14 protein-coding genes are annotated in these 14025 nt (G+C 36.1%); 8 read left to right on the top strand and 6 right to left on the bottom strand.

Annotated features, from left to right (window positions below; translation table 11 throughout):
• Window positions 1-170: 170 nt before the first annotated feature.
• Window positions 171-512, bottom strand: coding sequence for a DUF3147 family protein (locus AC4QJR_RS13165; protein WP_496526476.1), 342 nt, complete (start codon window positions 510-512; stop codon window positions 171-173).
• Window positions 496-927 carry a MarR family winged helix-turn-helix transcriptional regulator gene (locus AC4QJR_RS13160; RefSeq protein WP_496526475.1) on the bottom strand — a complete coding sequence of 144 codons (432 nt, stop codon included), beginning with the start codon at window positions 925-927 and terminating at the stop codon, window positions 496-498. Before AC4QJR_RS13160 ends, AC4QJR_RS13165 begins: the two co-directional genes overlap by 17 nt.
• Before the next feature lie 253 nt (window positions 928-1180).
• Between AC4QJR_RS13160 and AC4QJR_RS13155 the strand changes: the two genes are divergently transcribed.
• Window positions 1181-1651 (top strand): DinB family protein, encoded by a 471-nt coding sequence (locus AC4QJR_RS13155; protein ID WP_496526474.1) that lies wholly within the window; start codon window positions 1181-1183, stop codon window positions 1649-1651.
• 367 nt (window positions 1652-2018) lie between these two features.
• Here AC4QJR_RS13155 and AC4QJR_RS13150 read toward each other — a convergent pair whose 3' ends face one another.
• A complete protein-coding gene (locus AC4QJR_RS13150) occupies window positions 2019-3269 on the bottom strand; it encodes a glycosyltransferase family 2 protein (RefSeq protein WP_496526473.1) in 1251 nt (416 codons plus the stop codon).
• Window positions 3270-4516: 1247 nt separating this feature from the next.
• Between AC4QJR_RS13150 and AC4QJR_RS13145 the strand changes: the two genes are divergently transcribed.
• The gene (locus AC4QJR_RS13145) at window positions 4517-5761 is read left to right on the top strand and encodes an aminopeptidase P family protein (protein ID WP_496526472.1); all 1245 of its coding nucleotides are present in this window, start codon (window positions 4517-4519) and stop codon (window positions 5759-5761) included.
• 508 nt (window positions 5762-6269) lie between these two features.
• A complete protein-coding gene (locus AC4QJR_RS13140; protein WP_375377754.1) occupies window positions 6270-7487 on the top strand; it encodes an IS110 family RNA-guided transposase in 1218 nt (405 codons plus the stop codon).
• Window positions 7488-7597: 110 nt separating this feature from the next.
• Here the strand turns inward: AC4QJR_RS13140 and AC4QJR_RS13135 are convergent, their stop codons facing one another.
• Both AC4QJR_RS13135 and AC4QJR_RS13130 read right to left on the bottom strand, forming a co-directional pair.
• Window positions 7598-8608 carry an aldo/keto reductase gene (locus AC4QJR_RS13135; RefSeq protein WP_496526471.1) on the bottom strand — a complete coding sequence of 337 codons (1011 nt, stop codon included), beginning with the start codon at window positions 8606-8608 and terminating at the stop codon, window positions 7598-7600.
• Between the two features lie 363 nt (window positions 8609-8971).
• Window positions 8972-9517 (bottom strand): TetR/AcrR family transcriptional regulator, encoded by a 546-nt coding sequence (locus AC4QJR_RS13130; RefSeq protein ID WP_496526470.1) that lies wholly within the window; start codon window positions 9515-9517, stop codon window positions 8972-8974.
• 225 nt (window positions 9518-9742) lie between these two features.
• Here AC4QJR_RS13130 and AC4QJR_RS13125 point away from each other — a divergent pair, with 225 nt between their 5' ends.
• The 5 genes from AC4QJR_RS13125 to AC4QJR_RS13105 all read left to right on the top strand — a co-directional run bounded on the left by AC4QJR_RS13125 (window position 9743) and on the right by AC4QJR_RS13105 (window position 13276).
• The gene (locus AC4QJR_RS13125) at window positions 9743-10480 is read left to right on the top strand and encodes a carboxymuconolactone decarboxylase family protein (RefSeq protein ID WP_496526469.1); all 738 of its coding nucleotides are present in this window, start codon (window positions 9743-9745) and stop codon (window positions 10478-10480) included.
• 36 nt (window positions 10481-10516) lie between these two features.
• Complete coding sequence (locus AC4QJR_RS13120) at window positions 10517-11263, top strand: SDR family oxidoreductase (protein WP_496526468.1); 747 nt, start codon at window positions 10517-10519, stop codon at window positions 11261-11263.
• Between the two features lie 29 nt (window positions 11264-11292).
• Window positions 11293-11700 (top strand): cupin domain-containing protein, encoded by a 408-nt coding sequence (locus AC4QJR_RS13115; protein WP_496526467.1) that lies wholly within the window; start codon window positions 11293-11295, stop codon window positions 11698-11700.
• A gap of 360 nt (window positions 11701-12060) precedes the next feature.
• Window positions 12061-12339 carry a hypothetical protein gene (locus tag AC4QJR_RS13110; protein ID WP_496526466.1) on the top strand — a complete coding sequence of 93 codons (279 nt, stop codon included), beginning with the start codon at window positions 12061-12063 and terminating at the stop codon, window positions 12337-12339.
• 169 nt (window positions 12340-12508) lie between these two features.
• Window positions 12509-13276 (top strand): MFS transporter, encoded by a 768-nt coding sequence (locus AC4QJR_RS13105; RefSeq protein ID WP_496526465.1) that lies wholly within the window; start codon window positions 12509-12511, stop codon window positions 13274-13276.
• Window positions 13277-13526: 250 nt separating this feature from the next.
• Here the strand turns inward: AC4QJR_RS13105 and AC4QJR_RS13100 are convergent, their stop codons facing one another.
• Window positions 13527-13991 carry a hypothetical protein gene (locus tag AC4QJR_RS13100; protein ID WP_496526464.1) on the bottom strand — a complete coding sequence of 155 codons (465 nt, stop codon included), beginning with the start codon at window positions 13989-13991 and terminating at the stop codon, window positions 13527-13529.
• Window positions 13992-14025 lie beyond the last annotated feature (34 nt).

Below are 14025 nucleotides of genomic sequence, written 5' to 3'. Positions count from 1 at the left end.
ATACGGTCAAAGCTCATACTATATATATCTGCCGCGGTGAATAGAAAACGGGATCTCAGCAGCCATTTCATTTTTAACATAAGCACCCGATAGTTTAAGTCCAATATTTCACAATCTTTATTCAGGATAAAAAAAGGGACCTTGCTATTAAAAAAATCACACCTATAAAATTAGCTAATTAAATGTTTCACAATTAGGTCTTGAGCAAAATAGAGGATTAGCCAACCAGTGATTCCCAGACCTAATGAAGCAATTAAATGAACGGAATGTTTCAGTGCTATTCCTATAATTAACAACATTACAACAGTACCAGGAATCCCCCAAACTACACCCATAGCAAACTTGCTTAATTTGTCCATATGTTCACCCTGTACATATAGCCAAAAAATACTTAAAACGCTAACGATAGGTAAAGCAGCAATTATTCCACCTTGTTGAGGGTATCTTCGTGAAATTTCTGTAATAACGCCAATGATAATAGCTGAAATAAGGATTTTAACGATTGCGAACATCTTCTGCTCTCTCCTTTAATAATGTAAATGCCTCTAAGATGAGTATCCTTTCTTCTTCGCTCATTTTTTCTAATAAAACTTGCTTAAGTTTTTCTTCATCGAGACTGGAATGATGGTGCAATACATTGCTTCCCAAATCGGTAAGCCTTAAAATGACCTTTCGCTCATCCTCGATGCTGCGAGTTTTAAATACATAATTTTTTTCCAATAAGCGTTTAATATGTTCTGAAGCCGTGTTATGAGACACCTGAATCGCTTCAGCAATTTCTTTTATTCCTATTCCTACTTCGTCCTCTTTTTGGATCACTTGTAGGATCCTTATCGCTTGGTGAGTAATTTTTTCTTGGTGGTTATAACGTAATTGATAATAAATATCCGTCCAAAGTTGATTCAACTGTTCAATTTCATTTACCATATTACACCTCATTATATCGCATCTTAAGAATATATCTTATAATACGATATAAAATAATAAAAAGCAACTATTCTTTAACTAACCTGCTCCTTTAGTTCAACAACAATGAAACAATCCTTTAAATCTCCGCACCAGCTTCTCTTGCACCGTTCGTATAAAGTACAACTAAATATTGTAAAATATTCCTCCTTCAGATTGGCACGAACATTTATTCGTGTATAATTATAATATGCTTATCAAAGGAGGTACTTTTATGAATTCAATAGAATTAATTATTTTAAACTTAAATGAAGTTAGAAGAAGAAGTATCAAAGTCTGGAAGTCTATTCCTGAAGAAAAACTAGGTTGGAAGCCAGATAATGAAGCAATGCATTGTCTAGAAATGGTCCGGCACGTACTGGAAAGCGAATATTATTATCACCTGGCACTTATTAATCAAGGAAGTTTATCCGTTTTTAATTCGCCTTTTGAAAACAGACCTTTCACTTCTGTAAATTCTGAATTGGAATTTGCCGAACCCTATCGTAATCAATTCATAAATACAATCAGATCATTTTCTGAAGAAGACTTAACTAATATTAAGATTGACCGTTCTGATTCAGGATACATAAGAGACCTGGGGGATATGCTCCTACGCATTGCGTATCACGAATCTGTTCATACTGGTCAGTTATTAGATTATTTAAGAACCGCAGGTGTTCCAAGAATCCGTATCTGGGATTAGTGTGTAATTTAGGTGCTGTCACTGTTGTGAAGCACTATTTTTATTGCGTATTGGTTTTTTAAAAGTGCTCCTTCTTCAACTAATCAGCCAGATTGTTTAAGTACATCATCTCACAATCTTTCTTTGAAAAAGGAAAAAAGGCGACCTCCTATTTGAAGAATCGCACCCGTTACTTTAAGTACAACATTTCACAAACTTTTATTTATTACCCCGTTAAAGATGTGTCCAAGTATAAAGAACCTTTTTTAGTAAAGCCTACTGTAAACATTGGTGAAAGACATGAGAATATAATTAGCACTACCACATACAATATTTTCTTTTTAAATTACATTTCTTTAAGGTGTTTCAAACATTTAAGATCTTCCTACTATAGTTTAAACAATTCCTCAAAGGTATCCGCAAGAACATACAACTGATTATCTCTCACGGACTTAAGTTGTTGTATAAGAATTTTGGCTTTATGATTATCTGTATCATGCAAATTTTCTACAGGTTTGTTGTTCTTCAATTTTTCTACTAGGTTTAACAACATATCGCATAGTGTTTGTTTGAATTCTTTTAAATCATCAGGGTAAAGGTTAGAAAGTTCATTATATTGGCTAACTACATAGTGGATTTGCGTAAAAGTAAGTCCTGGCTTATGTTCAAGGGCAAGAGACAATACATCAAAATGAGGATGTTTTTTCATAAATTTGTATAAGTTGCCCATTGCTTCCGGGAAATTGCTTGGGGAAACGGGATGTTCCTGGTGATAAGAAAAACATTTAGGGTCCAGGATAAAGCGTGCACTTTCTTTATACAATCGGTAACCCAACTCCCAGTCCTCTGCACCATATCCTTGGAAGGACTCATCAAAATATCCCGTTTTTTCCAATTGCTTTCGATGCACCGAAACATTCCCTGTTAAAAACGCAATATAGGGAAGTGTATAATTCCTTAGGTCTGAACCAAAATCACGTAAACCCATGTTTAGCATGTTAGTAAAATACCAGTTCGGAAATGAAAGTCTTTTATAGCTATAATCGTCGATGTTTTTATTGGTAATAAGTGGATAAAGGCTATCCGAGCCAGGATGATTTTGGATATAATTATTATACGAAAATTTAAAGAAAGAATCGTTGCCTACAAAGGAATTTATATGACTCCATTGATTTTGATTATATTTAGATGTTAGAAACGTGTATATTCCCCGATAGTGCATTGCTCCACAAACAACTAAATTTTCCTCGTTCTGATGATGCCTAAAGTGATTTTCAACAAAGTCGGGTTCTGTAAGCATTTCAGCATCCAGAAAAATGATGATATCTCCTTCTGCATACCTTAAACCAAGGTTACGTGCTTTAGATCTTCCGATATTTTTTTTTGGGCGTATATACTTAAACTTCTTAAATAAAGGATTGAATTCCTCTGGAATTAAGTGTGTATTATCCGTCGAACAATCATCTACTAAAATTACTTCATAATTAGCAGGACTAAAGGTTTGCCTGTTCAAACAATACAGCGAAAGGGAAACATAATCGTATTTATTGTAGGAAGGCATTATAATACTTACTTTTAGGTCTTTTAATTTTTCGCTCTTTACGTTTATATCATTATTGACGTTTTTTGAATGCATCATGTCCAATCTATTCCTCCCTCTTATAAATTTCACTTTATAATCTATGTAAAAGTGGACAGAGGAGATTAGACAAGTGTATTACTTTTTTTAAAAAAGTTCAGTGCAATAAGAAAAACTAATCACCATCTATAGATTCGTGGTTTATTTCACCCAGTTAGGAAAATGAGGACCGAAGTATTTACCGATTTTCTCAGCCCCTTTCATTACACGTTATATCCTTTCTTCAGATAATAAACAGTTTTCCTTAGTTATTTCAGTCCTGTCAATTTTGGGCGAAACAAAGTATTCAGTTTCTTTTGTAAACGCCGTTTGATAAGAAAATAATGCTCTGCGGGAATGGTATGCTTTACATACCAATATGACCTTTTTCGGGTGTATTCCATTGTTCCAAGAACATCCAAGCAGAAACTTGCCTTTTCAAATATACTCATTTCTATATATTCCTTTAAAATGGATTCTTGAGGAGTCTCGCCTGTAATTCCAATATTTCTTAAGAGTTCCCAATCTGTGGATTCTAAACTTGGGTTAACCCCATGACAGTAATATGTAATGTGCAAATCCCTGTTGATATAAAGATACTGCAATTTCCATTAGTTGAGTCTCACTGCACCAGGAATTAAAATAACATCTGATGGAGCCATTTCAGTTTCAAAAAAAATAAACTCAGTAATGCAATTGAATGGAAACGACATTATGTATTGTCCTTTACAAAAAAGCTTTCAAAACTTCTTTTCAGTTCTTGCGTGAATTCCTTTTTTAAGTAACCTGCCCGATAGTTTAAGTGCAACATGTCACAATCTACCTTGTTGAAAAAGAAAATTGCAACCTTCTTCTTGAAGTATCGTACCCGTTAGTCACCCATGAATCGAAAAATCATCGCTTCACCACAGAGAATGAAAGTAGGGTTTTTGTGGTCATAATGATATTGCGACATGAGGTTTAATTTTAGGCTCAGCTTTTTTAAAAATTATAATTGCTGGGTCAACTTTAGCATTGTCTTTTTTAGATTTTCACTGTTTTGTACTTTCATGGTAGTTTAAGTGACCCGTCGGCTCCATTCCTACGATCACTTTTTTCCATTTTGTTTTGATCCATCAACTCTTTATGGGCATTTTTTCGAGTCAAGGATGACGAATAATGCCAAACAAGCCTTTAGCACGACTGGATCAATTAAGTTTTTCTAAGTGAGAAAGTTGAGAATATAATTAGACGAGTAAATTACTAATTATTAGAAAAGGGGTAATGGAATGCAAAAGGATTTTCATTCAAAAAATCGTAATCTATTATTTGAAAAACTGGAAGATGCCTCTCTCCTGATAATGTTTGCAGGGAAAGCACCGCAAAGATCTGCAGATGATGTATATCCATTTGTACCAAACCGTAATTTTTATTACCTAACTGGTATTGATGAACCTAATGTAATTTTACTAGTTCATAAAATTAATAAAAAAGCAGAAGAGTATTTATTTATCAAAAAAGCTGATCCACTATTAGAAAGATGGGTGGGTAAGTCTCTAACCAAAGAAGAAGTTGCCAAAGCTTCTGGAATAAGTAATATACTATTTATCGAAGAATTTGAATCAATGCTATCCCGGACTATAATCAGAAACACCATAACGAATGTATATTTAGATCTGGAGAGAAGAGAATTAGAATTCGTTACCACAAAAGCACAGCAATTTGCCGGAAAAATACAGTCCAATTATCCTTACCTGAAAATTAAAAATGTTTATAATGAAATTAGTGAACTGCGCGTTATTAAAACACCTGACGAAATTGAAGAAATGAAGAAGGCTATTGAGATTACCTATAGAGGAATCAAAAACCTAATGAGCCATTCAAAACCTGGAATGAAGGAATATGAGCTTGAAGCCTATTTTAATTTCACCCTTAAAACAGAAGGGATAAAACATTTTGCTTTTAACACGATTGTGGCGGGCGGCAAAAATGCTACTGTCCTTCATTATGAAAAAAATGATGCAGTAGTTGAAGATAACAGCCTTGTCCTTCTTGATTTAGGTGCACAACATAACTATTACAATGCTGATATTAGCTTTACCTATCCTGTTAATGGTAAATTTACAGAAAGACAAAAAACCTTCTACAATATTGTTTTAAAAGCATTAAGAGAAACCACAGCACTTATAAAACCAGGTGTTCCATTCGCGAAATTAAATGAGCATACAAACAAAGTCCTAGCTGAAGAGTGCGTGAGAATTGGTTTAATAAAAGAAGAAAATGAAATAGGGAATTATTATTTTCACCAGGTAAGCCACATGCTTGGACTAGACACTCATGACGTCGGCAGACGTGCGGACTTAATATTGCAGCCTGGAATGGTGCTAACCGTCGAACCAGGATTATATATTGAAGAAGAACGAATAGGAATAAGGATTGAGGATGACGTTTTAGTTACAGAAGAAGGTCATGAGGTTCTCTCAAAGAATATTTTCCGCTCTGTTGAGGAAATTGAAGGGTTTATGAATAGATAACATTTGAGGAAGGTTTGGGGATCAAGTAACCCGAACGCGCCGGGAACAATACGGCTAGGGGTAGCACCAGCAAAACGCGCATATTTACAACGTTAAGGAAATTCCAAAATAAAAAGCCCAATTTCTCAATTTTAAAACTGAGAAATTGGGCTTTTTCGTTACTCAATAAAAGCGCCCGATTGCTGAATATGAGAAAGTGTAAAAAGGCTACAAAAATGGCACTTTAGTTATTTTACTAAAGCAAACCGTTAGCCATCCATGAATCGCTAAAAATCAGCACTTCACCACAAAGAATGAAAATGTATTGAATCCGTCCATACTGCTTCTATGGCTGGGAGAGGAAGGTCGATCAACTATGGTGCCTTAGAGCCCATCCGTTAGTCTGACTCCAACGACCACGGTGCACCACAAACTGTCGCTCCCTTTCGGGAAGCACTCATGGTAGATTAATCCTAATTCTGATTGTTGCACCAGCCTCCAATTTTCAAGCCTAGAAAGGAAGATTTCAGTGGATGTTATCATTGAAAGAGCATGTGGATTAGATGTCCATAAGGACAATATCACTGCTTGTATTATGACTTCACAAGGAAAGGAGATTCAAACATTTTCTACTAAAACGGTTTTTCTATTAAAGTTATTGGACTGGATTAAGGAGAATAATTGTACTCACGTAGCTATGGAAAGTACGAGTGTTTATTGGAAACCTATTGTTAATTTATTAGAGTCCGAAGGAATAGAGTTTTTAGTTGTAAATGCTCAACACATGAAGGCACTTCCGGGACGCAAAACGGATGTTAAAGATGCCGAATGGATAGCCCAACTTCTTCGTCATGGACTACTGAAAGCAAGTTTCATTCCGGATCGGAATCAACGAGAACTGCGGGAACTTGTTCGCTATCGCCGGAGTATCATTGAAGAACGCGCCAGACAACATAATAGGATTCAAAAGGTTTTAGAAGGAGCCAACATTAAACTAGGTTCTGTTGTATCTGATATTATGGGTGTTTCATCGAAAGATATGCTTCGAGCAATCGCAGATGGTGAAGAAGATCCTGAAAAACTAGCAAACTTCGCTCGTCGTACAATGAAAAAGAAAAAAGAAGAACTTGAATTGGCACTTCAGGGCTATGTAAACCCACACCAACGCTTAATGTTAAAAACGATTTTAACTCACATTGATTTTCTAACTGAGCAAATTGAAATGTTAGACCAAGAGATAGCGCAAAGAGTAAGCACTTATCAAGAAGATATAGAACGACTCGATTCCATTCCTGGTATCGCCACAAGAATGGCTGAACAAATCTTAGCTGAAATTGGTACGGATGTTGGAAACCAATTCCCGACTGCCGCACATTTGTGTTCATGGGCAGCCTTGGTCCCTGGACACAATGAAAGCGCAGGAAAAAGAAAATCTAGCAGATCAAAAAAGGGAAATAAGTATTTAAGATCCGCATTAACAGAAGCAGCTCAATCAGTAAGAGGTTCAAAAAACTATCTCGGTGCACTGTATAGACGCACAGCTGGACGAAAGGGAAAGAAAAAGGCAGCAATTGTAGTCGCCCATGCGATGTTGCGAATCGCATATTACCTTCTAACCCGAAAAGAAATGTACGTTGACTTAGGCGAAGATTATTTTGATAAGCAAAGACAAGTATCTATTGTACGGCATTCGGTTCGAAGACTAGAAAACTTAGGTTATACGGTTACAATAACAGAAGCCTCCTAATCCATTAATCAAGTACATATACACCATCGATTAGACGCTCCTCCCCTTTTTTAAAAAGATGAATGAGCTGCGTCTATTTAAGTATTGCCATTTTTCGGATGTCACAGAAGTTAATTTTCATGGTAGTTGAAGAACCATTTTTTCCGTGGTACCGGGTAATATTCGCCGGCGACAAGTTCTGAAGGTACGGCTCCTTCAATTCGTAAAAGGTCGTCTGAACTTAAGTTCAGGTCAACTGCGCCGAGTGAAACATGAAGTTGTGACTGCTTTCTTGCACCAATCAATGGGATAACATCCTCACCCTTGGATAAAACCCACGCGATAGCAATCTCCGCAATGGTTGCTTGCTTTTCTTCAGCAATTTCACGCAATGCCTCTACAAGGGCTAAATTTTTTTCAATATTTTCGTTGGCAAACCGCGGACCATTACTGCGTTTATCATCCAAACCTAGAACCCGATCTTTTGACCATGTACCGCTCAATAAACCTCTTGAGAGAACACCATAAGCAGAAAGCGAAATACCTAATTCCCGTAGAGTTGGCAAGATATTTGATTCGATGCTCCGATTAAATAGTGAGTATTCCATTTGCAGCCAACTAATAGGATGTACAGCGTGTGCGCGACGAATTGTATCCACTCCTACTTCAGAAAGACCAAGGTAACGCACATATCCCTTCTTTACCATATCGGCAATTGCACCAACCGTTTCTTCAATTGGTACGTTTGGATCGATGCAGGCTGTGCCTGGTTGATACAGATCGATGTATTCAACACCTAGGCGCAGTAGGGTATCCTCAAGGAAATTCTTTACTGTATGAGGGTGGTTATCACTCTTTCGATGACTCTTGCCCTGAGAGTGTAGCTTGCCATCGAATTTTACTGAAATGAACACATTTTCCCGTTGGATTCCTTGGAATGCTTCACGTAGAAGTAATTCATTGTGTCCATCGCCATAGAAATCCCCTGTATCAAAGAGTGTAATGCCTTCCTCAAGTGCTGCGTGGATTGTTGCAATGCTTTCGTTTCGTTCAGCATTACCATATAGCCATGACATCCCCATACAACCGAGACCAATCTCAGAAACCAGTGGACCGTTATGACCAAGTGCTCGTTTTTTCATTGACACATTTCCCCCTCGGCAGTCTCAGTGATCCAATCTGTAACCAATTTCGTTCTGAAATCCTGCTCCAAACGGCATATCGAATAATAACAAATAGAACAACTAAACAAACAAAAGACATTAAATATTGAAAGCGGACAATCCCTATTACATAGTAATTCTTCATAAATGTTCACTACTTCAACATTACCATAAATCGGTAAAAAAGTGGGAGATATTTAAATGGTTCTTCTTAAGCTAACCTGCCCTTTACTTAAAGAAGGTAAGCCACCTTGATGGCAGTTGGTTCTTCAACTCTTGCACCCGATAGCTTAAGTATATTCCTTCACAATCTTCGTTTAAATATGAAAAACTATCCTATAACTAAAAGTTTCTATCCAACAAAATCCCCATCTGTTCTGCCACAACTTGAGTTGGTTCAGATAATCCATTGGCAATCCACGCTGTTACTAACTCTACTATTGCTGCTCCAAAAAATTTAAGAATTAAATCCTTATTTAATCCTTGATTCTTTCCTTCGGTCACATCTACTTCACCCTCTAACTCCTCAATCACAAATTTTAGGAAATGACTACGAAAAGTAGTGGCTCCTTTACTTGCTAGCATGGTTGAAAAGAATGAAGAATTACGTTCAAAGTATTCAAACCACATCAGATTTCCCTCGACAAAATTCAAATCAGCTGCCGATTTGCACAGTTTCCTTAATTCGTTTATATGTTCTTCAATGAGCTTATCCAGTAAATCATATTTATCGATGTAATGATCATAAATGGTTCTTCGACCGACGTTTGCCTTGTCAGAAATATCTTGTATCGTAATATGATCAAAACTTTTTTCAGACAACAGTTCAATAAAAGCCTTTTTTATTGCTTCTTGAGATTTTTGTACTCTTCTATCTACTTTAGGCATTGTTGTAATCACCGAGCTTTCTTAAAAGTTATCGTACAAATTTAATCAACTTGTGCAGTAACGCACAAATCACGGCATTTTGATTATTGCAGTTACCCTCTATTCATTTTATATTATATACAGATGTGCGATAACGTATCAATATGCGATTTATTAACACATCAACTTTTACTACTTTTGAAATAATTAAAGAGAGTTAATTGATTTCATAGAGGAGGTTTAATAATGAATCGTGTTGAAAGGAGCAAGGATAAGTTCAACCAGCTATTTGGCGAGGGAGTAACTGCCGCACATGCTACTGATCCTGATTTTCAGAACATACTGAGCTATTTCATTTTTGGGGAAGTTTTTTATCAAGGTAATTTAGATGACAAACAGCGTGAGTTAATTACTCTGGTAGTGCTCGCAACCAATCAGACGTTGCCTCAACTGAAGGCACATGTTAGTGCGGCACTAAATGTTGGTCTTACACCTGTAGAAATCAAAGAGGCTGTTTATCAGTGTGCTCCGTATATCGGATTCCCGAAAACATTAAATGCTATCAATGAGGTTAATGAGGTTTTCAAAATGAAGAATATCTCTTTACCGTTTGAAAGTCAAAATACTGTAGATGAAGATAATCGTTTTGATAAAGGACTTGCAGTACATGTTGAAATATTTGGCGAATTAATTGCAAAAATGCGGGAAAATGCTCCAACAAACCAAAAGCATATACAGGATTATCTTTCTGCTTTTTGCTTCGGAGATTTCTATACTCGTGGCGGGCTTGATTTAAAAACACGAGAATTGTTAACTCTCTGCATCATCAGTGCTTTGGGTGGTGCTGAAGGTCAAGTTAAGGCACATGTACAGGGTAATAAAAATGTGGGCAATGACAAAGAAACATTGATCACAGCCATCACCCATTGCCTTCCATATATGGGCTTTCCAAGAACACTGAACGCTTTAGCCTGCGTTAATTAAATTATTCCTGAAAATTAAGAAAGGGTGTTATTTATCATGTCTAATATTCAAAATAAAGTTGTCATTATTACTGGTGCTTCATCTGGAATTGGAGAAGCTACTGCTAAAGAACTTGCATCTAAAGGTGCAAAATTGATACTCGCAGCTCGTCGTGAAGACCGATTAAAGAAATTACAAGATGAGATTCAAACAAGTGGCGGACAAGCTATTTATAAAGTTACAGATGTGTCTTCTCGTCAACAAATGGAAGAACTTGCTGCGTATGCTCTTAAAGAATTTGGAAAAATTGATGTACTAGTCAACAATGCTGGAATCATGCCACAAGCGTTTCTTGCTGAAAATAAAGTTAACGAGTGGGATAAGATGATTGATGTAAACATCAAAGGTGTTTTGTATGCTATTGCTGCTATCGTTCCATCTATGAGACAGCGTAAATCAGGTCACGTTATTAATCTTTCTTCTGTAGCTGGACATAACATTTACCCAGGCGGAACGGTTTATTGCGGTACAAAATTTGCAGTAAAAGCCATTTCTGAAGGCTTGCGTCAAGAAGAAGCGATGAGTGGCACGAATATCCGTGTAACCAATGTTTCTCCTGGTGCTATTAGCAGTGAGCTCTTAGAAACGACAACCGACCCAACCATGAAAGCAGGCTTAGAGGACTTTTATCAAGTAGCCATTCCTGCAGAAAGAATTGCTAAGACTATCGCTTTTGCAATCGAACAACCAGAGGATGTTACAATCAATGAATTAATTGTCCGTCCAACTGTTCAAGTCGGTTAATAATAATAAAATTTATTGGAGGAATTAAAATGGCAAAACATGAAGAAGTAAAAAATGGAGTTATTTTCCCAGCTGGCGAGAAAAATGATGCATACGCACAATACTTTGTGGGACAAAGTTATCTTCAAGGATTAGTTGCTGACCCTAAAGTGAATGTTGGTGTTGGAAATGTAACTTTTGAACCTGGATGCAGAAATAACTGGCATATCCATCGTGATGGATTCCAGCTTTTATTGGTAACTGGTGGCGAAGGATGGTATCAAGAAGAAGGAAAGCCTGCTCAATTCTTAAAAGCTGGCGATGTTATTGTCACTCACGATGGTGTGAAACATTGGCATGGTGCAGCAAAAGATAGTTGGTTTGAACACATTGCAATCACTGCAGGTAAGCCGGAATGGTTAGAACCTGTCGATGATGAAACCTATAACAAATTGTAAAAAACTAACGTATCGAATCATTGATTCGATACGTTTATTATAACGGTCGTATGGCAGAAAAATATTGAAGTGGTACAGTCGTTACCTTAAGCTAAGAAGTTATTAAAAATGCAGCGATTAAGTTGATGATATGTATATTAGACATGCTGACTTAACCAACCTTTTATAGATACTCAACAATTTTGATTGATTTGTTGAGTAATCAACGAATTGCATTAATTTAACCATTGAATACATTCATTTCTCTTTATGATATTAAACAGATGTTGATTAATGAATTATCATTGATTTTTTTAAGGGTTATATGGTTAGGTCATGACCTTAAAATTGAACTTGCATAAAAAAATGTGGGGAAAGGAGATGGTTATTATTCGTATGGACAGGTTAAAAATATATTCTTTGCTGTCAGTTGCTTTGTTGATCTCATCAGGTCCTTTGATTGCCGCAAACATTCCTGCAATCGAAAAGGAATTTCCGACAGTAAATCCAACCCATGTAGGGCTGTTAACAACCATTCCTTCACTGTTTGTAATTTTAGGTATTTTAGTTGCGAACCGTTTGGAACTATGGATTGGAAAGAAAAGAACGATATTGATTGGTTTAACGCTTGTTTTTTTGCAGGGGTTTTTCCGGTACTAAAACATGATACCTTTTCGTTTTTATTTCTTACACGCATTTTCTTTGGTTTAGGAATCGGTTTATTCAACCGCTTAATCATTCAAATGATTAGTGATATATTTCAGGATGATCCCCGCAGAAAAGCAGCTGTTATTGGATTGGAAAGTGCCTTTGAAGGATTGGGCGGCATTTGTTTGACGTTTATAGTGGGGCAGTTGTTGAAATCAACTGGTATACATCGTTTCTTATATATACTCTGGCGCTTCCAATTTTTCTGGGATTCCTTTTCTTTGTTCCGAATGATAAGAAGAAGATGGCAAAAAGAAAAGCAGAACTAAAAGGAACTGAATCGGACAGCCCCAACGACGTAGGATCCTATCGCTCGGTCTTTGGTTATGGTATTTTGCTTTTTGTGATTGTAACCATTTTTATTAATTACAATATTCAGGTTACCCCACTGCTTTTAGAAAAACACATTGGCAATGCAACTATTGGCAGCAATAATCTTGCCTTCATTGGTTTAGGCGCATTTATTGCCGGTTTTTCATTCGGTAGAATTTTTCAACTGCTGAAGGATTATATCATGCCAGTTGCACTTTTATTTCTCGGAATTTCTATCTATATCACGACTATTTCAGAAAGTATCGTACTCACGACATTTTGTTCAATGGCTATTGGCTTTTCTTTTCGTTGTATGATGCCATATTTGTTTCATACATTTACGCAACAATGCAAAAAAATGGCAAAGCTTGGAACAACAATGGTGTTAGTTGCTTATAACATTGGTGCTACCCTATCTCCTTATGAGGGGACAGTGGTTTCTAAGCTATTAAACTTTCATACTGTTCAGTCTTTGTTCCTTTCAAATTCAATTATCATTATTTTGATTTCCCTCATTGTTTTGGGAGTTGTTCTTAAAAAGGCAAAAATGAGCAAAGTTCAACAAAGAAGTTTTTAGTTTACCGTTTATAACTATGGGGAAATTTGTTTCTTTTCTATAACTTTGTGAAGGAATGTACTTAAACTAAACTGCCACGTTAGCTCAATAAAAAAAGCTGCCTCAATGACAGCCGTGTTCTTCAACTCTTGCACCCGTTACTTTAAGTACATCTCTTCACAATCTCAATGGAGTAGAACCTATTGATACATAATTAAATCACCTTTAAATTAGACTTCATAATGCCTCATAAGACTTGTATCAAGCAAGTTTATAACGGAGTTCCATAAAACTTGGATTGGATATAATACCTTTCTCCATATTCATTACTTAAAAAGCCCACATTATAACTTTTTATATCTATTAGTTCCTTAAAAATGTTAAGAATACTGCAATTCCAGTCAATATTATGGTTTTTATATGGATAATTATCACTGTTGGGATTGAACGTATGAATAAATACTGCATCTTGTCCAGCGTCATTCAAGTTAATTAACACCCAAGATTGGTATGGTTTATTAAATGTTTCAAGTTCCTTTAATAAGTTATTGTATAAAGCCAAATGTGCTTTTACATGTTCTTTTCTATATCTCACACTATCATTACCAATTCCCCAAAAATCAAGATGTCTATGCCAAAAATCGAACCACCCATCAAGTTGAATGTCACATTTATTTACTTCTGTTTGTTTCCATAGTTCACGAAAATAACGTTTCTTTCCTCGGAATTTTTTCAATATATACCTCCTAAAGAAATTGAAATCTACAATG

The organism is Neobacillus sp. BP17, from assembly GCF_059579525.1.
Note: the sequence above shows the minus strand (reverse complement) of the source record. Positions and strands in the feature narration are given on the sequence as shown.